The 21,389-nt window shown below is 68.2% G+C and carries 23 protein-coding genes; 12 read left to right on the top strand and 11 right to left on the bottom strand.

Annotated features, from left to right (window positions below; all coding sequences use genetic code 11):
• Positions 1-42: 42 nt before the first annotated feature.
• From CFB46_RS28455 to CFB46_RS28445, 3 genes are read right to left on the bottom strand one after another with little or no spacing between them, the layout of a single operon-like run.
• Positions 43-726 carry a Fe2+-dependent dioxygenase gene (locus CFB46_RS28455; protein ID WP_027781083.1) on the bottom strand — a complete coding sequence of 228 codons (684 nt, stop codon included), beginning with the start codon at positions 724-726 and terminating at the stop codon, positions 43-45.
• Entirely contained in the window at positions 723-1,478 is a 756-nt protein-coding gene (locus tag CFB46_RS28450; protein WP_089502057.1) for a tetratricopeptide repeat protein, read from the bottom strand. Before CFB46_RS28450 ends, CFB46_RS28455 begins: the two co-directional genes overlap by 4 nt.
• 3 nt (positions 1,479-1,481) lie before the next feature.
• Positions 1,482-3,725, bottom strand: coding sequence for a TonB-dependent receptor (locus CFB46_RS28445; protein ID WP_089502056.1), 2,244 nt, complete (start codon positions 3,723-3,725; stop codon positions 1,482-1,484).
• A 318-nt stretch (positions 3,726-4,043) separates the two neighbouring features.
• Between CFB46_RS28445 and CFB46_RS28440 the strand changes: the two genes are divergently transcribed.
• Entirely contained in the window at positions 4,044-4,283 is a 240-nt protein-coding gene (locus CFB46_RS28440; protein WP_027781080.1) for a FitA-like ribbon-helix-helix domain-containing protein, read from the top strand.
• Positions 4,280-4,699, top strand: coding sequence for a type II toxin-antitoxin system VapC family toxin (locus tag CFB46_RS28435; RefSeq protein ID WP_089502055.1), 420 nt, complete (start codon positions 4,280-4,282; stop codon positions 4,697-4,699). The genes CFB46_RS28440 and CFB46_RS28435 overlap by 4 nt, the downstream gene beginning before the upstream one ends.
• Positions 4,700-4,806: 107 nt before the next feature.
• Here CFB46_RS28435 and CFB46_RS28430 read toward each other — a convergent pair whose 3' ends face one another.
• The gene (locus CFB46_RS28430) at positions 4,807-6,102 is read right to left on the bottom strand and encodes an aspartate carbamoyltransferase (protein WP_027781078.1); all 1,296 of its coding nucleotides are present in this window, start codon (positions 6,100-6,102) and stop codon (positions 4,807-4,809) included.
• A gap of 232 nt (positions 6,103-6,334) precedes the next feature.
• On the opposite strand from CFB46_RS28430, the gene CFB46_RS28425 reads away from it, so the two are divergent.
• Positions 6,335-6,469 (top strand): entericidin A/B family lipoprotein, encoded by a 135-nt coding sequence (locus tag CFB46_RS28425; protein ID WP_027781077.1) that lies wholly within the window; start codon positions 6,335-6,337, stop codon positions 6,467-6,469.
• Between the two features lie 91 nt (positions 6,470-6,560).
• Here CFB46_RS28425 and CFB46_RS28420 read toward each other — a convergent pair whose 3' ends face one another.
• The 3 genes from CFB46_RS28420 to CFB46_RS28410 all read right to left on the bottom strand — a co-directional run bounded on the left by CFB46_RS28420 (position 6,561) and on the right by CFB46_RS28410 (position 9,226).
• Positions 6,561-7,109, bottom strand: a complete 549-nt coding sequence (locus tag CFB46_RS28420; protein ID WP_027781076.1) for a hypothetical protein — start codon at positions 7,107-7,109, stop codon at positions 6,561-6,563.
• Positions 7,110-7,316: 207 nt separating this feature from the next.
• Positions 7,317-8,249, bottom strand: a complete 933-nt coding sequence (locus CFB46_RS28415; protein ID WP_089502397.1) for a DMT family transporter — start codon at positions 8,247-8,249, stop codon at positions 7,317-7,319.
• A 182-nt stretch (positions 8,250-8,431) separates the two neighbouring features.
• Positions 8,432-9,226, bottom strand: coding sequence for an AraC family transcriptional regulator (locus tag CFB46_RS28410; protein ID WP_089502054.1), 795 nt, complete (start codon positions 9,224-9,226; stop codon positions 8,432-8,434).
• A gap of 170 nt (positions 9,227-9,396) precedes the next feature.
• On the opposite strand from CFB46_RS28410, the gene CFB46_RS28405 reads away from it, so the two are divergent.
• Positions 9,397-10,230, top strand: coding sequence for a molybdenum cofactor biosynthesis F family protein (locus CFB46_RS28405; protein WP_089502396.1), 834 nt, complete (start codon positions 9,397-9,399; stop codon positions 10,228-10,230).
• On the top strand, positions 10,227-11,030 hold the full coding sequence (locus CFB46_RS28400) for an SDR family oxidoreductase (protein WP_089502053.1): 804 nt from the start codon (positions 10,227-10,229) through the stop codon (positions 11,028-11,030). The genes CFB46_RS28405 and CFB46_RS28400 overlap by 4 nt, the downstream gene beginning before the upstream one ends.
• Positions 11,031-11,127: 97 nt before the next feature.
• On the opposite strand, the gene CFB46_RS28395 is transcribed toward CFB46_RS28400, so the two are convergent.
• On the bottom strand, positions 11,128-11,805 hold the full coding sequence (locus tag CFB46_RS28395) for a dihydrodipicolinate reductase C-terminal domain-containing protein (protein WP_089502052.1): 678 nt from the start codon (positions 11,803-11,805) through the stop codon (positions 11,128-11,130).
• A 325-nt stretch (positions 11,806-12,130) separates the two neighbouring features.
• On the opposite strand from CFB46_RS28395, the gene CFB46_RS28390 reads away from it, so the two are divergent.
• The 4 genes from CFB46_RS28390 (at position 12,131) to creD (ending at position 16,625) form a co-directional block, all read left to right on the top strand.
• Positions 12,131-12,844, top strand: a complete 714-nt coding sequence (locus CFB46_RS28390; RefSeq protein ID WP_089502051.1) for an SDR family NAD(P)-dependent oxidoreductase — start codon at positions 12,131-12,133, stop codon at positions 12,842-12,844.
• A 76-nt stretch (positions 12,845-12,920) separates the two neighbouring features.
• Positions 12,921-13,658 (top strand): two-component system response regulator CreB, encoded by a 738-nt coding sequence (gene creB / locus CFB46_RS28385; RefSeq protein WP_089502050.1) that lies wholly within the window; start codon positions 12,921-12,923, stop codon positions 13,656-13,658.
• Between the two features lie 15 nt (positions 13,659-13,673).
• Positions 13,674-15,125 carry a two-component system sensor histidine kinase CreC gene (gene creC / locus CFB46_RS28380; RefSeq protein ID WP_089502049.1) on the top strand — a complete coding sequence of 484 codons (1,452 nt, stop codon included), beginning with the start codon at positions 13,674-13,676 and terminating at the stop codon, positions 15,123-15,125.
• A 105-nt stretch (positions 15,126-15,230) separates the two neighbouring features.
• Positions 15,231-16,625: a cell envelope integrity protein CreD gene (gene creD, locus CFB46_RS28375; RefSeq protein WP_089502048.1), complete on the top strand. Its 1,395-nt coding sequence runs from the start codon at positions 15,231-15,233 to the stop codon at positions 16,623-16,625.
• A gap of 78 nt (positions 16,626-16,703) precedes the next feature.
• On the opposite strand, the gene CFB46_RS28370 is transcribed toward creD, so the two are convergent.
• Positions 16,704-17,126 (bottom strand): RidA family protein, encoded by a 423-nt coding sequence (locus CFB46_RS28370; RefSeq protein ID WP_027781067.1) that lies wholly within the window; start codon positions 17,124-17,126, stop codon positions 16,704-16,706.
• Between the two features lie 163 nt (positions 17,127-17,289).
• On the opposite strand from CFB46_RS28370, the gene CFB46_RS28365 reads away from it, so the two are divergent.
• Positions 17,290-17,487, top strand: coding sequence for an oxidoreductase-like domain-containing protein (locus CFB46_RS28365; protein WP_080322500.1), 198 nt, complete (start codon positions 17,290-17,292; stop codon positions 17,485-17,487).
• Between the two features lie 88 nt (positions 17,488-17,575).
• On the opposite strand, the gene CFB46_RS28360 is transcribed toward CFB46_RS28365, so the two are convergent.
• A complete protein-coding gene (locus CFB46_RS28360) occupies positions 17,576-19,033 on the bottom strand; it encodes an MFS transporter (protein ID WP_089502047.1) in 1,458 nt (485 codons plus the stop codon).
• 146 nt (positions 19,034-19,179) lie between these two features.
• Here CFB46_RS28360 and CFB46_RS28355 point away from each other — a divergent pair, with 146 nt between their 5' ends.
• Complete coding sequence (locus CFB46_RS28355; protein WP_089502395.1) at positions 19,180-20,052, top strand: LysR family transcriptional regulator; 873 nt, start codon at positions 19,180-19,182, stop codon at positions 20,050-20,052.
• Between the two features lie 59 nt (positions 20,053-20,111).
• Positions 20,112-20,435, top strand: coding sequence for a DUF7660 family protein (locus CFB46_RS28350; RefSeq protein ID WP_089502046.1), 324 nt, complete (start codon positions 20,112-20,114; stop codon positions 20,433-20,435).
• 31 nt (positions 20,436-20,466) lie between these two features.
• Here the strand turns inward: CFB46_RS28350 and CFB46_RS28345 are convergent, their stop codons facing one another.
• Entirely contained in the window at positions 20,467-21,369 is a 903-nt protein-coding gene (locus CFB46_RS28345; protein WP_089502045.1) for a LysR family transcriptional regulator, read from the bottom strand.
• Between the last annotated feature and the right edge of the window lie 20 nt (positions 21,370-21,389).

Below are 21,389 nucleotides of genomic sequence, written 5' to 3'. Positions count from 1 at the left end.
CTGTTCGACGCGGCGCAAGCGCCTGAGCGTTACCGGCTCACGCTACGCGTCCGCCCACTTCCTCAACAGGTTGTGATAAATCCCCGTCAATGAAATGACCACCGGATCCTTCGCTCCTTTTTCGGCGGAAAGCGCCTGAATCTGCGTATCGAGCTGAAACAGCAGCGTGCGATCGCCATCGTCGCGCACCATGCTTTGGATCCAGAAGAACGAGGCCACGCGCTCGCCGCGCGTCACGGGCGTCACGTGATGCAGGCTCGACGCCGGATACAGCACGAGATCGCCCGCCGGCAGCTTCGCGCGATGCACGCCGTACGTATCCTCGACGCACAGCTCGCCGCCGTCGTACGCGTCGGGTTCCTCGAGGAACAGCGTCGCCGACAGGTCGCTGCGCACGCGAAAATCCGTGCCGCGCAGCAGCCGGATCGCGTTGTCGACGTGCGTGCCGAACGTCTCGCCGCCTTCGTAGCGATTGAACAGCGGCGGAAACACCTTGAGCGGCAGCGCCGCCGAAAAGAATAGCGGATGGCGCGCGAGCGCGTCCTGGATCGCGTCGCCCACCGCGCGCGCGGCCGGCGCGCCTTCCGGCAATTGCCGGTTGCGTTTCGCGAGCGCCGATTGCGCGCCGGACGTGGCGTTGCCGTCGACCCATTCGGCGGCATCGAGCAGGTCGCGGCATTGCGCGACTTGCGCGCGGGTCAGTACGCCGGGGATATGAAGCATCATGATGCGGATTCCATCGCGTGCGGCGCCAGTTGCATGGCCGCCGCACGAAAAGCGTCGACCGGCGACGACACGAGATACGCGCGCATCTTCGCGACGAACGCAGGTGTCGCGGTGGCCGGCACGCGAGCGAGCCAGACGAGCGCTTCGTCGACGCGCCCGCGCTCGGCGAGCAGCCGCGCATAGTTGAACTGGCCGCGGAAGTCGCCGGCAACGGCGGCGCGGCGATAGTGGTCGAACGCGGCGTCGGTGTCGGCCGATACGACCCAGCCGTCCTCGTAGAAGCCGCCGATCAGGTTGATCGATTTCGCATGGCCGAGCGCGGCCGCGCGACGGAACCAGTCGAGCGCGTCGGCGCGGTTCTCGTCGACGCCGTTGCCGAGCGCCAGTGCGGTTGCGTAGTTGTACATGCCCCAGTCGAGGCCCGCCTGTGCGGCGAGCCGGTACCAGTACACGGCGACCGGCGCGCAGGCGGCCGTTCCCCAGCCGAACTCGTAGCAGCGCCCGAGCATGTTCATCGCCATCGGGTGGCCGGCCCGCGCCGCGTGCCGGAACCAGTTGAGCGCGGCGGCCGGATCGCGTGCGACGCCGTGCCCGTCGAGCAGGTATTGCCCGTAGACGGCCTGCGCGTCGACGATGCCGTGATCGGCCGCCGCCGCGACCCACGCGGCGGCGCGCTCGGGCGGCCCGGCCAGGATGTCGGCGAACTCGCGCGGCGATACCGACGCGAGTGCCTTCAGCGACACGCCCTCCATCGATCAGTAGCGCGCGTTCAGCGTGACGAACGCCGAGCGGCCCGGTGCGATCGACGCATAGTGCGCCGGATACGCCTGATCGAAGTAGGTGCGGTTGAACAGGTTGTTCACGTTCAACTGCAAGTCGAGCTTCTTGTTGATCCGGTACTGCGCCATCGCGTCGAAGCGCCAGTACGACGGCACGGCGCGCAGGTTCGCGGGATCGCCGAACACTTCCGACATGTAGAACGCGCCGCCGCCGACCGTGAACTTCGGCGTGACGTCGTAGTTCGACCACATCGTGAGGCTGTGCTTCGGCGTGTTCGGGAAGCGGTTGCCGTTGTTCGCGGCGTCCTTGCCGTTGTCGCGCAGCGCGCTCTTCATGTACGTGTAGCCGCCGAACACCTGCCACTGCTTCGTGATCTGGCCGGCGAGGCCGAGCTCGAGGCCCTGCACGCGCTTGTTGCCGACCATCGCGTACTGGTTGTTCGGCAGCGTCACGCGTGCGTTCGTCGTGTCGATCTGGAACAGCGCGGCCGTCAGCGACAGCTTGTCGTTCAGCACGTTCCATTTGGTGCCGAGCTCGATGCTGCGGTTCTTTTCGGGCGCCATCTGGTCGGCGTTCGGGCCGGCGCCGCCGCGGCCCGGCGTGAGCGACTGCGTTTCGCTGCCTTCGCCGAGCAGCATGCCGGCAGGTGTCGACGACGTCGCATACGACGCGTAGATGCTGCCGTTCCGCGCGGGCTTGAATACGAGGCCGGCCTGCCAGTTGATCAGCGTGTCGTCGCGCGTATAGGTCTTGCCGCCGTTGGCCCGGGTATCGGTGAAGCGGGTCGAGTAGTCGTCGACGCGCACGCCGCCGTTCACCTGCCAGCGCGGCGTGAGCTCGATCGTGTCGAAGCCGTAGATCGACTTCGTCGTCGTGCGCGCGTGCGCGTAGTCGTTGTTGCGCGTGATCGAACCGGCCCACGGATCGTTCGGGTTCGGCGACCAGAGGCTCGTGCAGTTGTAGCCCGACGGCGCACCGATGCCTTTCCGGCAGATCGTGCCTTTGTCGGTCGCGACCGTGTACGAATCGCGCTTGCCCCATTCGCGAGACAGCTCGATACCGGTCGTGAAGCTGTGCTTGAACGGGCCCGTACGGAACTCGCCGAACAGCTCGGTCAGGTTCGCGAGGCTGTTGATCGCGCTGTTGCGGTTGTTGTTGCGGCGCCAGACCTTGCCGTTCACCACGTTGCCCTGGCTGTCGTCCGGCTGCGTCCAGATGTAGTCCTGCGTCGATTCCGTGTAGCGCGTGGTGTTGCGCACCGTGAGGTTCGGCGTGATGTCGTGCTCGATCTTGATCGTGCTGATGTCTGACGTGGTCTTGCGGAAGTCGCGGTCGATCAGGCCGTAGAAGTTGTGGCGATCGACGGGCGCCGGATAGATCGTGCCGACGTTCGCGGGCTTGTTCGACGTCGTGTAGAAGTACGGGATGCCGCCGTCCGGCATGTCGTCCGTCTGCAGGTGGTAGTAGCTCGCGGTGACGCGCGTCGGCGTGCCGAGGCCGAACGCGATCGACGGCGCGACGCCCCAGCGCTCGTTGTTGACGGCGTCGCGGCCGGCGACGTCGTTGTTGTGGCTCATCAGGTTCAGGCGGAACGCGGCGTGATCGGCGAACTGCCAGTTGCCGTCGGCGGTGAAGCGGCGATAGCGGTCGGTGCCGAGGCCCGCGCTCGCGGCGGCCGTCGTGCCGAGATGCGGGGCCTTCGTGATCAGGTTGATGCTGCCGCCGGCGCCCCCGCGGCCGCCGTACGCGCCATCGGAGCCCTTGGTGATCTCGACGCGCTCGGTGTTGAAGATCTCGCGCGTGGTGGCGCCCGTGTCGCGCATGCCGTCGATGAACATGCTGCCCTGCGTGTCGTAGCCGCGGATGAACGGACGGTCGCCGAGCGGGTTGCCGCCTTCGCCGGCGCCGAACGTGATGCCGGGCACCGTGCGCAGCGCTTCGGTCAGCGTTGCCGCGCCGCTGTTCTGGATCAGTTCCTGCGGGATCACGGTGACGGATTTCGGCGTGTCGACGAGCGGCGCGGTGAATTTCGCGGAAGCGGAAAAGTCGGCCTTGTAGCTGTGCTCGGTCTTGCCTCGGATCTCGATCGGAGCGAGGTGGCCTTCAGTACTGGCGGGCGCCGCGGGCGGCGTGCCGTCGGCGAACGCGGGGCTTGCGGCGAGCACGCTGCACAGGGTGGTGAATTTACCGAGCTTCAGCTCGTCGGGACGGGACTTCATGGTGCGCTTGGACCTCGCGGTGTGGCCCCGGGGCTTGGCGCTACAGGAAAGTGCACGCCGCCGGGAATTATTACGATTTGTTTTCAGTCGGCATTCTATGTAATTTTTTGTTGAATGAGAAGCGTTCTTGTTATCGTTTATGACGGGATTGTTGACGAATGTTGCGGGGTGGTTGCGGGGCGGCGGGGGGGGGAATGGCCAAATGGCCGATTGTGGCGGGTTCGTCGGGCGGGCTAGAGTGATTGCGTCGCGGGGTTATCTGCATGACATCAAGGTGATAATATGACTGTATTGAAAGCAATCGTAGTGGAGTGCATCATGCCAGTGATCACCGTTCGAAATTTGTCCGACGAAGTACATCGCGCCCTTCGGATCCGTGCGGCGCAACATGGGCGCAGCACCGAAGCCGAGGTGCGCGACATCCTCGAGCAGGCCGTTCTGCCCGGCGGGCGTCTCAAGCTGGGCACGCTGCTGGCGGAAATCGGACGAGAGGCGGGCGGCGTCGATTTCGACGTCGAGCGCGACAAGACGCCAACCCATCCGATGAGCTTCGAATGATTCTTGTTGATACGAACGTCATGTCCGAGCCGCTGCGGCGCGAGCCGAGCGCGGCCGTGGTCGAGTGGCTCGATGCGCAGAACGTCGAGACGCTGTTTCTTGCCGCGATCAGTCTTGCCGAAATGCGGTTCGGCGTCGCGGCATTGCCGGAAGGGCGAAGGCGGGAATGGCTGCACCAAAGCATCGAGCAGCGTGTCGTGCCGGTGTTTCGAGGCCGGATCCTGCCGTTCGACGAAGCGGCGAGCAAAGCGTATGCAGGCATTCGTGCACGGGCCCGTGCGGTGGGCAGTGCAATCGCGCCCGCCGACTGCTTTATCGCAGCGACGGCCGAGGCGAACAACCTGATCATTGCGACGCGCGACGTCGCGCCATTCGAAGCGGTAGGGCTGCGGGTGATCGATCCGTGGGCGGCGTAGTGGTCGATCGTTCGACCGTTCGTCGCATGTAAAAAAAGAAGAAGCGCGCCGGGCAACCCGACGCAGGACGGGGCACCCGATTTGGGGGCGCCCTCGGCCGTTCCTTGTCAGTCGATTCCGTGAAACACCGCATCCTCCGGCCCGAGGTACGCCGGCGGCCGCCACGTCGCGTCGCGCATCGAATGCTGGACGAGATTCTCGACGCCGAGCAGTACCGCGAAGATCGCCATCCGCACCGGAATGCCGTTGTCGGTCTGCCGGAAGATCGCGAGACGCGGGTCGCGGTTCAGGTCGACCGACAGGTCATTCGCGCCGGGCCGGCTGTCGCGCGGCAGCGGGTGCATGATCAGCGTGTCGGGCTTGCACACCGAGTCGACGAGCGCCTGGTTGATCTGAAAATCCGGCGTGTAGCCTTCGAACGACTCGTCGGTGAAGCGCTCCTTCTGGATCCGCGTCGCGTAGACGACATCCGCGCCGCGCAGCCCGGCCGCGAGGTCGGTCGTCTGCTCGACCACATGGCCATTCGTCGCGATCTGCTCGACGATGTACGCCGGCATCTCGAGCGTCGGCGGCGACACGAGCGTGAACTTCAGCCCGCGGTACAGCGCGAGCAGCTTGACGAGCGAGTGCACGGTGCGGCCGTACTTCAGGTCGCCGACCAGCGCGATGTGCGCGCCGTCGACGATCTTGCCGAGCCGCGAAAACTCGCGCTGGATCGTATAGAGGTCGAGCAGCGCCTGGCTCGGGTGCTCGCCGGGGCCGTCGCCGCCGTTGATCACCGGCAGGTTGGTCGCGCGCGCGAATTCGGCCACCGAGCCTTTTTCCGGATGGCGGATCACGAGCGCGTCGACGTAGCCGGCCATCACGCGGCTCGTGTCGTAGATCGATTCGCCCTTGGCCATCGACGAGAAGGTGAAGCCCGTCGTGTCGCACACCGAGCCGCCGAGCCGGCAGAAGGCCGCGCCGAACGACACGCGCGTGCGCGTGCTGGCCTCGAAGAACAGGTTGCCGAGCACGGCGCCTTCGAGCACGCGCGAAATCTTGTGGCGTCGCGCGATCGGCTGCATGACATCGGCCACGCGGAACAGCGCCTCGACCGAATCCCGCGAGAACTGGTCGACCGAGATCAATTGCGGCTTGCCTTCGAATAGGAATTGCTTCGCGAGCCCTTGTTTGTCTACGCTTTGCGTATAGTTCTCGCTGTCCGGCGTCGGGCGCTCGACGATTTCCGACACGAAGCGCTCGACGATCTCCGGCATGCCGCGCGATTCCTGCGAATCGTCCGGAAGCAGCCATGTATCCAGTGCGCGCCGGCTGACGCCGATGCGATTCGCGAATGCCTCGCGGGTCATGTTGAGGCGGCGCATCGCGTCGCGGAGGAAGGCTTGCTGGGGAACGGTCATCGGCGGCTCCTGACGGAAAATATACGCGATGCGTATATTAGTTCGTGGCGCAATGAAGTCAAGAAAAATCTGTGCGTATGCGTGGTGTGGCGCGCGGCACTCGGTGGGGCCGTACTGGCGCACGGCGTGCGTCTCCGTATAATCAGGTCAGGCCCCGTGTCCGGCAGCGTGCCGGGCGCCGCGCCATAAACGATTCGCCCGGTCGGGCTTGTTGATTCGAAGGAGAATGAGAATGACGCGTACGATTGCTGCAATGCTGCTGGTGGTGACCGCGGCGCTTGCCGGTTGCAATACGATGGCCGGCATGGGCCAGGATATTTCGAAGGGCGGCCAGGCGATCAGCGACTCGGCTGAAAAGGCAAAGTAAGCCGACGGGTTCCGGAATGCAGAAGGCGCCGGGCCGTCCCGCGATTGCGGGACGGCCCGGCGCCTTTTTTACGTCCACGTCGACGCCGGCGTCAGGCGCGTTCCACGAACGCGTAGCGGCCTTCGACCTTGCGCGGAGTGAACCAGCCGTAGTCGGGGAACAACCGGTTGCGGACGAACCACACGTAACCGACCAGCACGACCGTGATCGCGAGGCTCGGCAACGCGGCCGACGGATCGCGCCCGAGATCGGCGACGGTCTTCGGCATCTGCAGCAGCGACAGCAGGATGAACGCGTGATACGCGCCGACACGATTGGTCGCGAAGCCCCAGATGAACAGCAGCGACAGCGGCACGGTCAGCGCAAGGAAGACGGTGACGAGGACGCCGCCGGCGCCCGATGCGAAGAAGTAGTACGCAAGCAACAGGCTGATGACCAGCTGGGCGATGCCGAGCGCGATCAGGATTCGGATGTGCACCTTGTTCTTGCGGCAGCGTTCGGGGTCTGGGCGCGACGCGATCAGGTGCGCGAGCACCCGATCCTTGAGCCCCTGTCCGGACAGTTCGGCCAGTGCATCGGCCTTCCTCGTTCCCGCGGATAGCAGCACCGCGATTCTTGTTTTGGCTTCCTTCCTGTTCATTGCGTGGCGGATTGTTGTTGGATGGTTGTCAAAGGGTCCGGCCACGCGAATATTGCATCTTGCGCAGTCGCGCGCAACGGTTTTGCGGTGCGCGGACACATTCCTACAGTCGCCGGCCGCGTTGTGGGAAGGCGGGATGGCGGGAATCGACGGGCGATGCGACGGCAGGAGGCCGCCGCCGTTTCCGCGGGACGCGATGAACGCGGGTCAGTCGGGAGCGGCCTGCGCGACGAGCGTCCCGCGTGATTCGACGGGCGGTTTGCGCCGTCGCGTCGCGCCGACGAGCATGCCGGCGACGACGAGCGCAATGCCGGCGACACGCGTGCCGGTCAGCGTTTCGCCGAACAGCGCGACCGCGAACAGCACGGCCGAAACCGGCGCGACCGCCGTGAACAGGGCCGCCTCGGTGCCGCTCGTGCGTGCCGAACCCGCATACCAGCACAGGTAGCCGAGCACGGTCGGGATCAACGCGTAGTACACGATCGCCGACACGGCGCCGACGGTCCAGCCGCTCGCCACCGCACGCCATTCGAACGCGGCCGGCACGAGTGCGAGCACGAAGCCGAGGCCCGACATCGCGGTGGAAAGCGCGAGCGGCGGCAACGGCGCGGCAAGCCGCCGGTTGAGCAGGATGAAGACCGCTTCGCAGGCGACGGCCGCCAGCACCAGCGCATCGCCGGCAAGCGTCTGGAGCGACGGCATCGCGTGGCCCGGCGCGAACGTGACGAACAGCACGCCGGCCGTGGCGAGCGCGGCGGCCAGCCAGTCGCGCGGCGTCTGCCGCTCGCGCAGCACGACGGCCGCGATCAGCGTCGACATGGCCGGCAGCGTGCCGAGCATCACGCCCGCATCGAGCGGCGACGACAGCTTCGTGCCGCTGATCAGCAGCACCGTATAGCCTACGCCGCCCGCCGCGGCCTGGATGACGAGCAGCACGGCGTCGCGTGCGCAAATGCGCGGCCAGCGCATGCGCTGCGCGCGCATCAGCGCGAACAGCAGCGGGGTCGCGATCAGGAAGCGCAGCGCGGTGGCCGCGAACGGCGGCAGGCCGCCGGCCGCGAGACGGCTCGCGATGACGGTGCTGCCGACGCCCGCCATCGCGGCGGCGAGATAGAGATAGCCGATCAGTCGTGTCTTCATGCGCCGCATCGTCGCGTACGGCGGCAGGATGCGTCTTGAACGAAATTGCAGCGGGAGAGGCGTGGAATGCGGTGTGCCGTCGACAAGCACCGACGTAATAGGTCGCGGCTGCCATCGAGGTGGCCACCGCCTTCGAATGCAATGTGCCCGGCGGCCCCGCGCTGCGCGGGCGATGGCGTTACTTAACCCGCCTGCGTGAACCGCCCCGGCGTGATCCCGAACTGGCGCGCGAACGCGCGCGTCAGGTGGCTCTGATCGGCGAAGCCGGCTTCAGCCGCGGCATCGGCGATCGGCAGGCCGCTGGCCAGCAGCGCGCGCGCCAGCCGCGTGCGCTGCTGGACCAGATATGCATGCGGCGTGATGCCGAGCTCGCGCGCGAAGCCGCGCAGCAACTGGAAGCGGCTGACGCCACTCAGGTCGGCCAGCTCGGCGAGCGACACGGCTGCGCCCGGCGCTGCGTCGAGCCGCTCGCGGGCGACGCGGACCGCCGGCGCGACGCCCGCCGCCGGCAGCGCGCGGTTTGCGTGCCGGGCGAGCAAACCTGCGACGAGCATCACGAGCGCTTCGTCGCGGGCCAGCGGCTGGGTTTCGCCTGCGACGATGCGCGCATGCAGACGGCCGACGGCGGCCGCGAGCCGCGCGTCGCGCACGGCCGGATGCGCAAGCTCGACGCCGCCGAGGCCTTCTTCCGCCGCGACGCCCGCGACGAGCGCGGGGGCGAGGTACAGCATCCGCCAGCGCCGGCCGGTGCCGGCCTCGAGCGGCGAGCCGTCGTGCATCTCGCCGGGGTTGACCATGATCGCGTCGCCGGCCAGCGCGTGGACCTGCCCGCGGCCGCTCCACGACCGGTGCGCACCGCTGACGATCACGCCGACCCCGAATTCGTCGTGCGCGTGGCGCGGAAACGCGCGATCGGATTCGAGGCTGATTGCCTCGATGCCTTCGCCGGTGCGTCGGTAGTGGGTGACACGGTGCATGGGTGCTCCTCGCGCCGGTTGCGGCGCGGATCACGTGCACTTTAGCGCGTTCCGGCGCCGCGCGCCCTTCATCCTTTTGGGGGATACCGCGCCGCGCGCGCAGCCCGCACCATGTGCACGTGAGCAGCGTACACGGCCCGCCGGGCCTGAAGCTGCGCGGGAGACGGCAGGTGGAACGACAGGATCCGGTATTCATTCAGGTGGGTGCGCTGGCGGACGGCTTCGCGCCGGAAGCGAACGTCCTCGCACCCGTCGACGCGCTCGTCGGGCGGACGTTGACGCTCGGCGACGCATCGGGCACGTGGCGCCTCTATACGTTCGAGCCGGGCGCGCTGCAGTGGCGCGATACGGCGACCGATACGGGCGGCCGCGCGTCGTGCCGCGTGACGCGGCTGCGGGACGGCCTGTACTTCGTCGACTACATCGATGCCACCGCTCGGGCGACCTCGGTGAGCCTCGTGATCGATCTCGACACCGGCGTGTGGACGTCGGTCGTCGGTACGCTGCCGACGGAAGCCGACACGCGCATCGATGCGTTCACGCGCGTCGCGCGCGGGCTGCCGCTGACGGCGGTCGATGCGCAATTCCGGCACGGTACGCTCGGCGGCCATGCCCGGCCGGGGCCGCTGCATGCGCCCACGCGCGAGCTGATCGGCAAGCGGACGATGTACCGCTACAGCCCGACCGAATGCTACGAGCACATCTACCTGAACGAGAATTTCTACGCGTGGCAGTGCCTGCAGGGCGTCGAAGGCGGGCTGGCCGATGTCGACCGCTGTCATTACTTCAGGATCGCGGACGCGCTGTATCTGTTCGTGTGGCGCGAAAAGGTGGTGCCGACGCTCGGTGTCGTGCTGATCGACCTTGCGCAGCGCAAGACCGACGGCAAGATCTTCGGCTATCAGGGCGGCGATTTCGGCACGCTGTCGAATTTCCAGATCGGCGCTTACGCGCAGGTGCTGAACGACACCGTGCACCCGCTCGGCGGCGAGGCGCGGCGATGACGGCCGTGCCGGGCAGCGGCCGCCTGCGTGCAGATTTCAGCGGGCGTGTCGTGCTCGTCACGGGCGCCGCGCAAGGGATCGGCGCGGCGATCGCGCGCCGTTTCGCGGAATCCGACGCGTTCGTCGCGGTCGCCGACCTGAACGGCGACGCGGCAGCCGCGCAGGCCGACGCACTGGCCGGCGCGGGCGGCGAGGCACGCGCATACCGGGTCGATGCCGCGAGCCGCGATGAACTGGGTGCGCTCGTCGCGGCGGTCGAGCGTGACGGCGGACGGCTCGATGTCGTCGTCCACAATGCCGCGTATTTTCCGTTGACGCCGTTCGTCCGGATCGACGAACCGACGCTCGAGCGCACGCTGTCGGTCAACCTGTCGGCGCTGTTCTGGCTTGCGCAGGCCGCGTTGCCGGCATTCGAGCGCGCGGGGGCCGGGCGGCTGCTCGTCACGTCGTCGGTGACGGGGCCGCGCGTCGCCTATCCGGGGCTCGCGCATTACGCGGCGTCGAAGGCCGGCGTGAACGGCTTCATTCGGGCGGCGGCGCTGGAGCTGGCGCGCCGCAACGTGACGGTCAACGGCGTTGAACCGGGGATGATCCGCACGCCGGCGGCCGACAATCTCGGCGACGCGTCGGTCGCGGCGCAAATCGCACGCGACATTCCGCTGGCACGGATGGGTGAGCCGGAGGACATCGCGAACGCGATGCTGTTTCTCGCCTCGGCCGATGCGGCATACATCACCGGGCAGACGATCGTCGTCGACGGCGGAGCAACCTTGCCGGAGAGCGGCGCGGTGCTGGGGTAGCGGCGAGCCAGCGAGGGCGGTGGCCGCGGCGAGGCCGCGCCGGCGTCGGCATGCGGCCCCGCGCGATGCGAGGCCGTGCCGCCCGCCGCCGCCGCGACTACAGCCAGCCGTTGCGGATGAATTCGACGATCGAATAGCGACGATGCTCGAGATCGTGCTGCCGGACGGCCTCGACGATGCGCGATACGCCATCCGCATAGGGCGTCGCGCCGGATACGCGCGATTCGAACTGGAGGCTGCATGCGCCGTCGTCGATGCGTATCCGGTGAACCGCATGGCGGCCGAGCTGAGCGTCGGGGATGCCGAATTCGCCGCGCTGCACGGCCGGGTCGCGCACGGAGCGGATGTCTTCCGGCGGCACGCCGAGTGACCGGGCGATGCCGACGGCCGTGCCGGGGACGGACGTCTTGCCGGCCTGATGCGATTCGGTCACGTTGATCTCGCAGTCGCGAAACAGGTGGCCGCTGGTTTCCAGCATGCTCATGAACTTGAGCATCAGGATGTTCGTGTTCGGGCACAGCACGACCGGAAAGCCGTACGCCCCGGTTTCGAGGTCGGAGCCGGTCGACAATTCAACGAGCGGCGACGCGGTGGCCTGGCAGAACGCGATCGCCGCGGCGAGTTCGCGGCCGGAACCGGCATGGACGACGATCGACCGGGCGTCGGTCCGCGTGCCGTCCGACCATGGCATCACGCGACAGGTGGCCGGGTCGAGCTTGTGCGAGCCGAGCAACTCGTTGGCGAGCTTGCCGGTTCCGATGACGAGTACTTGCATGGGATGGACGGGTTGAGGTTCGGGATGCGAGCTGGCGGTGACACGAGCATCGGGCACGCAGGCCCGGCCGTCGTGCCGCGCGCCACGTCTGGCGGGCATCGCGCATTATGCCCGGCCGTCCGACTGCGCGCTTGCCGGGCTTCGCCGGCGATGCATGGATTGCGATCCGTTTCGCGATGCTGCCGCCGCGCCGGCGCCCGACAATCACGGCGAAACGACGGACGGACCGCATCACCGCACCCGCATCGCCGTGCGCACGAACGCGTGAACGGCGCTACGCTGTCGGCATTTCATCCCATCACCCTCGATCCAGGAGAACACATCGATGGAACACGACCTGAAAGGCAAGGCAGTCGCGATCACCGGCGGCTTCGGCCATCTGGGCGTCGCGACGGCCGTGTGGCTCGGCGCGCACGGCGCACGCGTCGCGCTGATCGGCCGCGGCGCGGCCCCGGCGGCGCAGGCGCTGCCCGGCGTGCCGGCCGATGCGTTGCGCATCGGCGGCATCGATCTCGTCGATCCGCAGGCCGCCGCGCAGGCGCTCGAAACGGTCAACCGCGAGTTCGGCCGGGTCGACGCGCTGCTGAACATCGCCGGCGCATTCGCGTGGCAGACGATCGCCGACGGCGACGCCGCCACGTGGGACCGCATGTACGAACTGAACGTGAAGACGGCGCTGAACGCATCGAAGGCCGCGCTGCCGTATCTGGTGGCGAGCCAGGCCGGCCGCATCGTCAACATCGGCGCGGGTGCGGCGTTCAAGGCCGGCGCGGGGATGGGCGCGTATGCGGCCGCGAAGGCGGGTGTCGCGCGGCTCACCGAGGCGCTGGCAGCGGAACTGCTCGATCGCGGCGTGACCGTGAACGCGCTGCTGCCGAGCATCATCGACACGCCGCCGAACCGCAAGGACATGCCCGACGCCGACTTCTCGCGCTGGGTGCGGCCCGAACAGCTCGCGGCGACGATCGGATTCCTGCTGTCGGACGACGCGCAGGCGATCACCGGTGCGTCGATTCCGGTGAGCGGCCGCGTCGCGTAGCGCGCCGGGGAGAGGCTCGCCGGGGCCGGCCGTGCGTACAATGTCGCACCGGATTGCGCGACCCGAACCCGAGACCATGACTCAGCCCACCATCCTGATCGTCGAAGATGAACAGGCGATCGCGGACACGATCGTCTATGCCCTCGGCACCGACGGCATGCAGACCGTCCACTGCACGCTCGGGCAGGCGGCGCTCGAGCGCCTGCGCGACACGCGTGTCGATCTCGTGGTGCTCGACGTCGGCCTGCCTGACCTCAGCGGCTTCGAGGTATGCCGGCGGCTGCGCACGTTCACAGATGTTCCGGTGATTTTCCTGACCGCGCGGCACGACGAGATCGACCGGATCGTCGGGCTCGAGATCGGCGCCGACGATTACGTCGTCAAGCCGTTTTCGCCGCGCGAGCTGGCCGCGCGGGTGCGCGTGATCCTGCGCCGCTTCCATCGGGCGGCCGCACCGGAACCGGCGCCCGTGAGCACACTGGAACCGGCGCCCGTGACCACGCCGGCCGACGCGCCTGCACCGGTCGCCGCCGGCTTCACTCTCGACGCCGACGGTGCGCGCGTGTCGTGGCTCGGCCACGCGCTGGACCTCACGCGCTACGAATTCGGGCTGCTGGCGCTGCTGGTCCGGCATCCGGGGCGCATCTATTCGCGCGAACAATTGATGGATCTCGTGTGGCACGAGGCGCTCGATTCGGCCGACCGTACGGTCGACACGCACGTCAAGACGCTGCGCGCCAAGCTGCGCGCGATCGATCCCGAGCGCGACCCGATCCGCACGCATCGCGGAATGGGCTATTCGCTGCAACCGTAACGACCGGCACCGCCCATGCATATCGGCCTGCGCATCTTCTTCGGTTTTTTCCTGATCGTCGGCCTGGCCGCGCTGATCACGCTGCGCGTATTCGTTCAGGAGGTGAAGCCCGGCGTGCGCGAAGCGATGGAGGACACGCTCGTCGATACCGCGCAAGTGCTGGCGACGCTGGCCGCCGACGACATGGCGAGCGGACATATCGCCGACGGCGCGTTCGCCCGGCAGCTCGGGAAACTGCACGAGCGCCCGGTCAGCGCGAACGTGTGGGGCATCCAGAAGAACGCGATCGGTTACCGTCTCTATATCACCGACGCGCACGGCATCGTGCGCTACGACTCGGCCGGCAGCGCGGTCGGGCAGGACTATTCGCGCTGGAACGACGTGTACCGGACGCTGCGCGGCGAATACGGCGCACGCAGCACGCGCAGCGATCCGAACGACGACGGCAGCACCGTGATGCACGTGGCGGCGCCGATCCGGCGCGGCAACGAGATCATCGGCGTGCTGACGATCGCGAAGCCGAACCAGACGGTCGCCCCGTTCATCGCGCGCAGCCAGCGCAAGATCATGCTGTACGGCGCGTTGCTGATGGGCGGCGCGATCCTGATCGGCGCCGCGTGCACGTGGTGGCTGGTGCTCGGGTTGCGGCGTCTGCAGCGCTATGCGCGTGCGATCGCGGCCGGCGAGCGCGCGTCGATGCCGCTGCAGGGCGCGAACGAGCTGGCCGAGCTCGGGCGCGCGGTGGAAAGCATGCATCAGCGGCTGGAAGACCGGCAGTACGTCGAAACCTACATCCACACGCTCACGCACGAGATGAAGAGCCCGCTGGCCGCGATCAGCGGCGCGGCCGAGCTGTTGCAGGAAGACATGCCGGTCGCGAACCGCCGGCGTTTCACCGAGAACATCCGCCGCCAGGCCGGCCGCCTCGAACAGATGATCCGCAAGCTGCTCGCGCTGGCCGAGGTCGAGCAGAAACAGCGCCTGTCGGTGCACGAGCCGGTCGCGCTGCGGCCGGTGCTCGAACAGCTCGTCGACGATATCGAACCGCGCGCGCGGCAGCGCGGCGTGAGCCTGCGGATCGAGGCGAACGATGCGGCCGATCCGGCGGTCGTCGACGGCGATCCGTTCCTGCTGCGGCAGGCGCTCGGCAACCTGCTCGACAACGCGCTGGATTTCGCGCCGCGGGGCAGCACGATCCGGATCGCGCTCGAGCGGCAGCCGGCGGGCAGGGCGCACGTCGCGGTCGTGCGCGTCGCGGACGACGGCCCCGGCGTGCCCGACTATGCGCTGTCGCGCGTGTTCGAACGTTTCTATTCACTGCCGCGCCCCGACGGGCAGGATCGCAGCACGGGCCTCGGGCTGTGTTTCGTGCGCGAAGTCGCGATGCTGCACCGTGGCCAGGTCGCGCTCGCGAACCGCGCGGAAGGCGGCGCGTGCGCGACGCTCACGCTGCCGTCGGCGGGCTGACCGCGCGCTTCACGCCCGCCACACATTCGCTTCACGCCGGCTTCAATCGCCCTTCACCGGGGCCGCTCATGCTGACCGTACCTTCCACTCCGGTACCTGCCAGCAATGAATCGAGTCCTGTTGTTCAAGTCCATGATTACCGCGTTTCTCGCGCTGGCGATCCTGATCCCGCTGCAGATGGTCCAGAGCATCGTGCGGGAACGCGCCGACTATCGGCAGAGCGCGCTGCAGAGCATCTGGGCGAGCTACGCGGGGCCGCAGACGGTGACGGGGCCGGTGCTCGTCGTCCGTTACACGGAAGTCACGCGTGTGAGTGACGACGCGCGCGCCGGCGGCAAGGCGAAAACCACCCTGAAAAGCGAGACGAAACGGCTGCTCGTGTTCCCGAAGACGCTGAGCGTCGACGGCACGCTGTCGGTCAGCGAGCGCTATCGCGGCATTCACAAGGCGCTCGTGTACGGGCTCGACAGCCGGATGACGGGCACGCTGCCGCTGCCGGACCTGAAGAAGCTGCCACAAGCGGACGGCCACGTGAGCTTCAAGATCGACGGCGTGTACGTCGCGCTCGGCATCGGCGACCTTCGCGGGCTGAAGGCGCAGCCCGACCTGCGCATCGGCGGCAAGCGGATCGACGTGGAGCAGGGTACGCGGCTCGACAGCCTGCGCCAGGGCGTGCATGCGAACGTCGATCTCGCGGCGCTGGCGCAGGCAAACGCAGGGGCGACGGTCGTGCCGTTCAGCATCGGCCTGCCGCTGGCGGGCGCGGAATCGGTCGCGTTCGCGCCGGTGGGCGACCAGAACGACTTCTCGCTGAAATCGACGTGGCCGCATCCGAGCTTCGGGGGCGAATTCCTGCCGGCCGAGCGCAGGATCGATGCGAGTGGCTTCGTCGGCAACTGGCACGTGACGTCGTTCAATACGAAGGCGCGCGAGCAAGTGGCGTCCGGCAACGGCAACGGCGACGGCGGGATCGAGATGGCGTCGGTGTCGGTGATCGAACCCGTGAACGTCTATCTGCAGGCGGAACGCGCGACGAAATACGGCGTGCTGTTCGTGATGCTCACGTTCGCGAGCTTCTTCATGTACGAGCTCGTGAAGCGGCTGCGAATTCACCCGATCCAGTACACGCTGGTCGGCCTGTCGCTCGCGCTGTTCTTCCTGCTGTTGCTGAGCCTGTCCGAACATATTGCGTTCGGCTATGCGTATCTCGCGGCGAGCGGCGCATGCATCGGGCTGCTCGGTTTCTATCTGTCGTTCGTGCTGCACAGCGTGAAGCGCGGCGCGACGTTCGCGGCGCTGCTCGCGATGCTGTACGCCGCGCTCTACGGGCTGCTGCTGTCGGAGGACAATGCGCTGATGCTCGGTTCGCTGCTGCTGTTCGCGATTCTCGCCGGCATCATGACGCTCACGCGCCGCGTCGACTGGTATTCGCTCGGCGCCGCGTGGCAGCCGCTGGCCGACAAGCCGGGGGCGGTGAAGCCGGGTGCGCCCGCGAAGTAAGCGAGCGAGTTGCAGGCAAGCGCGCGCCGGTCGGGAAAGCCGTGACCGGCGCGCGTTTTCACGCGGGCCCGAGACGCTTCACGCATGCGATAGCGGGCGACGAAACCGCGCCAACGGAATTTCGGCGATGGCCGCGATCTCGATCAGCAGGTCGGGATGGTAGAGACGCTCGACCTGGACGGTCGTCGTCACCGGATAGGGCGCGGCGAAGCAGGTGTTGCGGATGTCGCCGGCCTGCATGAATGCGTCGATGTCGGTAGCGTAATGGACGAGCGAGATCACGTCGCGCATCTGCCCGCCCAGTGCGGCCAGCACGTCGCGGATGTTGTCGAGCGTCTGGCGAACCTGAGCGCGCATGTCGCCGGCACCGACGACTTGCCCGTCGCGATCGAGCGCGACCTGCCCCTTCAGATGCACGATCCGGCCGTCGCCCTGGATCATGGCCATCGAGAACGCGCCGAACGGCGCCCAGACTGTCGGTGGATTCACGGCTTCGGCCATCGCGCAGCTCCTGTGGGATCGAAATACGGCCAAACGCAGCGGCATGCCGCGCGCGGCGATCGCGCCATGATAGGCGCGTTCATCGTCGATCCGCCCGGCCTGCCCAACGCGGCGGCGGCCCGGATCGCCCTATACTGACCATTCCACATTACCGGACCACGCCGTGCCGAACCAAGTTTCCGGAGATCCGTCCGTCGACGATCCCCGTCCGACCCCACCTGTACAACCCGAACTGGAAGACTGCTGCAACAGCGGCTGCTCGCCGTGCGTCTTCGACCTGTACGACGAAGCGCTCGCGCGCTATCGCGTCGAGCTGGCCGAATGGGAGGCGCGGCAGGCACGGCGCGAGCCTCACCGATGAACCGGAGGCCGGCGAGTCGCCATGCCGCGCCTGAATCGCGCTGATCGCCGCGTCGGCCTGACGGTGCTGTTTCGTCGCATGCTCCGTGTCACGCATCCGCATGCAGCCGCCGATGCAGCGGTCCGAGCGCCATCGACAGCGCAATGCAGGCCAGCAACACGACCGTCAGCGTGAACATCGACGTCCTGAACCCCTGGACGTAATCGAGCGCGGCCGGATGCACGCCGAGCCGCGCGAAGAACACGCCGCCGATCGTCGCGGCGCCGACCGCCGCGCCGATCTGCAGCATCGCGCTGACCATTCCCGACGCGACCCCGGCGCGGGCCGCATCGACTTCCGCGAGCACGATCCGCACGACCGACGGCAGCACGAGCCCTTGCCCGATGCCGATCGCCGCGATGCCCGCATAGAAGCCGGGGCCCGGCGCGCCGGCGCGGGCGAGCGCGGCGGCGCTCGCGACGCCGGCCGCGAGCATCGCGAAGCCGAGCGTGAGCACGCGGTACCCGCCGAAGCGGGCGACGAGGCGCGGCATCAGCAGCGGGCTCGCGAGGAAGCCGATCCCGAGCGGCAGGATCGCGAACCCGGACGCGAGCGGCGACCAGTTCAGGCAGCCCTGGAGATAGATCCCGTAGCTCAGGAAGAACGCACTCAGCGTGTAGAACAGGAACGCGAGCAGCAGCCCGAGCGCGACGACCGGGTTGCGGAACAGGCGCACGTCGAGCAGCGGATCGTGGCCGCGCGCGAGCCGGCGCGCTTCGACCGTCAGCAGCGCGCTGAGCATCGGCAGCGCCCCGACGCCGCACGCGATCATCCACAGCGGCCAGCCGGCTTCGCGACCGTGCGTGAGCGGGTACACGAGCATCAGCAGGAACAGCGACATCAGCACCGTGCCCGGCACGTCGATGCGCTGGCCGCGCGGCGCGCGGTTTTCCGGGATGAAGCGCCAACTGCCGATCAGCGCCAGGATGCCGATCGGCAGATTGACGAGGAAGATCGCGCGCCAGCCGAGCCCGAACGGATGCAGGCTGATCAGTGCGCCGCCGCCGAGCTGGCCGATCACGGCCGCAAGGCCGAACGCGAACCCGTAGAAGCCCATCACGCGCACCTGCTCCTGGGGGCTGAACACGCTGCGGATCGTCGCGAGTACCTGCGGCGCCAGGATCGCGGCGAACAGGCCCTGCAGCACGCGGCCGCCGACGAGTACCGTGCCGTTGCCGGCGAGCCCGCACAGCGTCGACGCGAGCACGAAGCCGGCCATGCCGATCATGAACATGCGTTTGCGTCCGTACAGGTCGCCGAGACGGCCGCCGGTGATCTGGACGACCGCGTTCGCGCACGCATAGGCCGACACGACGAGTTGCAGCTCGGCCTGGCGTGCGCCGATGCCGTCGCGAATGGCCGGCAGCGCGAGGTTCACGATGAAGTAGTCGAGCGGCGGCAGAATGGCGCCGACCAGCAGGACCACGAGCGCCCAGCCGTGGTGGCTGCGCGGCGTCGCGGCAGCCGCGCCGGCCGGCGCGCAGGGGGCAAGGGTGTTGTTTGGCATGAAAACAGGATCCGAAAAAATGAGGGCCCGATAGGCGACAGACGCAGGCAGGCCGTTGCCCCATTATTCTGGGTATCGCACATGGTTCGGAAAAGCGGGAAAGAGTGGTAGCATCCATCGGGTTAATCGATGGATAAGGAATGACGATGCGCGGTTTCGATCTGGATCAATTGCGCACTTTCGCGGCGGTCGCGGATGCCGGCAGCCTGACGGCCGCCGCGCCGCTGCTGCACCTGTCGCAATCGACGGTCAGCGAGCAGGTGCGCAAGCTCGAATCGCGCGCCGGCGTGCCGTTGTTCGTGCGCAGCAAGCGCGGCGTCGAGCCGACGCCGGCCGGCTCGCGGCTGCTGCAACACGCGCGGCGCATCGTCGCGCTGAACGAGGCCGCGTTCGACGAACTGCGCGGGCAGGCGATCAAGGGCGAACTGCGCGTCGCGATCACCGACTATTACCGCACGAATGAAGTCGCGGGCATGCTGGCGCGGCTGCGCGAGTGCTACCCGCAGTTGAGCCTGCACGTGAGCGCGATGAAGAGCGCGGATATCGAAGTGGCGCACGCACGCGGGCAGATCGATCTCGGCGTCGTGATGAACATGTCGAGCGGGCCGTTCCGGCCGGTGTCGGCCGACACGCGCTGGGTGCTGCGTCGCGAACCGCTGTCGTGGGTCGCGTCGCCCGCGCTCGCCGAACAGTTGCCCGAACCGCTGCCGCTGGTGCTGCTGCCGGACGATTGCATGATGCATCAGGTCGCGGTGCGCTCGCTCGACGAACGGCACACGCCGTACGTGCTCGTGCACAGCGCGTCGGGCGTCGCGGGCTTGCAGTCGATGCTCGCGGCGGGGCTCGGGGTCGGCTGCCTGTGCGCGTCGGCGATCGGCGACGGCCTGATGCGGCTCGGCACGAAATACCGGCTGCCGCCGCTGCCCGACGCGGTGTTTTCGCTGACGCCGCCGTTGCCGGGCGAACGTGAGACCGTCGCCCAGGCGCGCGAGGTGCTGTCGCGTCAGCTGCTGATGTAAAACCATGCCGCGCGTCACGCGGCGGTGCGCCCCGACGGGCGCGCCAGGGGGCTACGGGCATGAACGACGACGAACTGAAGAACCAGATGGCCGCGAAGCTGCAGCATGCGCTGGAGCGCGTGGTCGACGAGCGCTCGCTGGTCCATTTCCTGCGGGTGCTCGGCCATGACTGGCACACGGAGCGGCAGCTCGAGGCCGACGCGCCGCTGTCGCCGTATGCCCACGCGGCGCTCGGCTGGGAAAACCGCTCGATCGGCGAATACCTGGAAGCGATGATCGATTGGGCCGAGGCGTCGGAAGAGGGGCTGCGCGACTACGACGTGCCCGACAACCCATGGCGGCGCATCGCCGACATCCTGTTCGCCGGGAAAATCTACGAATAACGCGGCCCGCGCGATTCACGCACGGCGCTTTCTACTCGGCGACTTCACCGTCCGCATACGCACGCAACCCGTTGGCCAGGGCATCGAACACGGCCCGGCAGCGCGGGCTCGTCCGCAGGTCTTCGTGCATCACGACCCAGGTTTCCAGCCGCATCGCGGGCCCGTCCGGCAGCACGCGCACGAGCCGCGCGTCGCGTTTCGCGAGCGCCGTCTGGCAGAAGCCGATCCCGTAGCCGGCGCGGATCATCGCAAGCTGCGCGAGATTGCTGTCGGTGCGCAGCGCGAACGCGTCGCGCTTCCACATCGGCATGCCGCGCCCCGCGGAGCGGATGAACGGCGTGACCGTATCGAAGCCGATCAGCGCGTGGTGCGCGAGCGCGTCGATCGTCGCGGGCGCGCCGTGGTGCGCCAGGTAATCGTCGCGCGCATACAGCCCGACCTCGATTTCGCCGACGCGCCGCGCGACGAGCGCGTCCTGCGCGGGCGGCGCCATCCGGACCGCGATATCGGCCTCGCGCTTCAGCACGTCCTGAATGCGGTCGGTCGGCACCAGTTCGATCACGAGCCCAGGATGGTCGCGCCGCAATTGCGCGAGCATCGGCGGCAGCACCTCGACGGCGATCACGTCGCTGGCCGAGATCCGCACGATGCCGCGCACGCCGGCGCCATGGCTGGCCGCCGCCCGCTCGAACGCGGCCGCCGCGCTGCGCAGCGCCTCCGCATGGCCGCGCAGCGCGAGCGCGGCCTCGGTCGGCAGCAGGCCCGACGGCGAGCGCGTGAACAGCGTCTGGCCGAACGCGGCTTCGAGCGCGGCGACATGGCGGCCGGCCGTCGGCTGCGTGATGCCGAGCGCGCGCGCCGCGCCGGACAGCGAGCCTTCCGTCAGCACCGCGAGGAAGGTGCGGTAGCGTTCCCAGTTCAGATCGGTGGTCATGCATAAATGTATAGCTGATC

It is taken from the genome of Burkholderia sp. HI2761 (assembly GCF_002223355.1).
Classification (GTDB): Bacteria; Pseudomonadota; Gammaproteobacteria; order Burkholderiales; family Burkholderiaceae; genus Burkholderia.
Note: the sequence above shows the minus strand (reverse complement) of the source record. Positions and strands in the feature narration are given on the sequence as shown.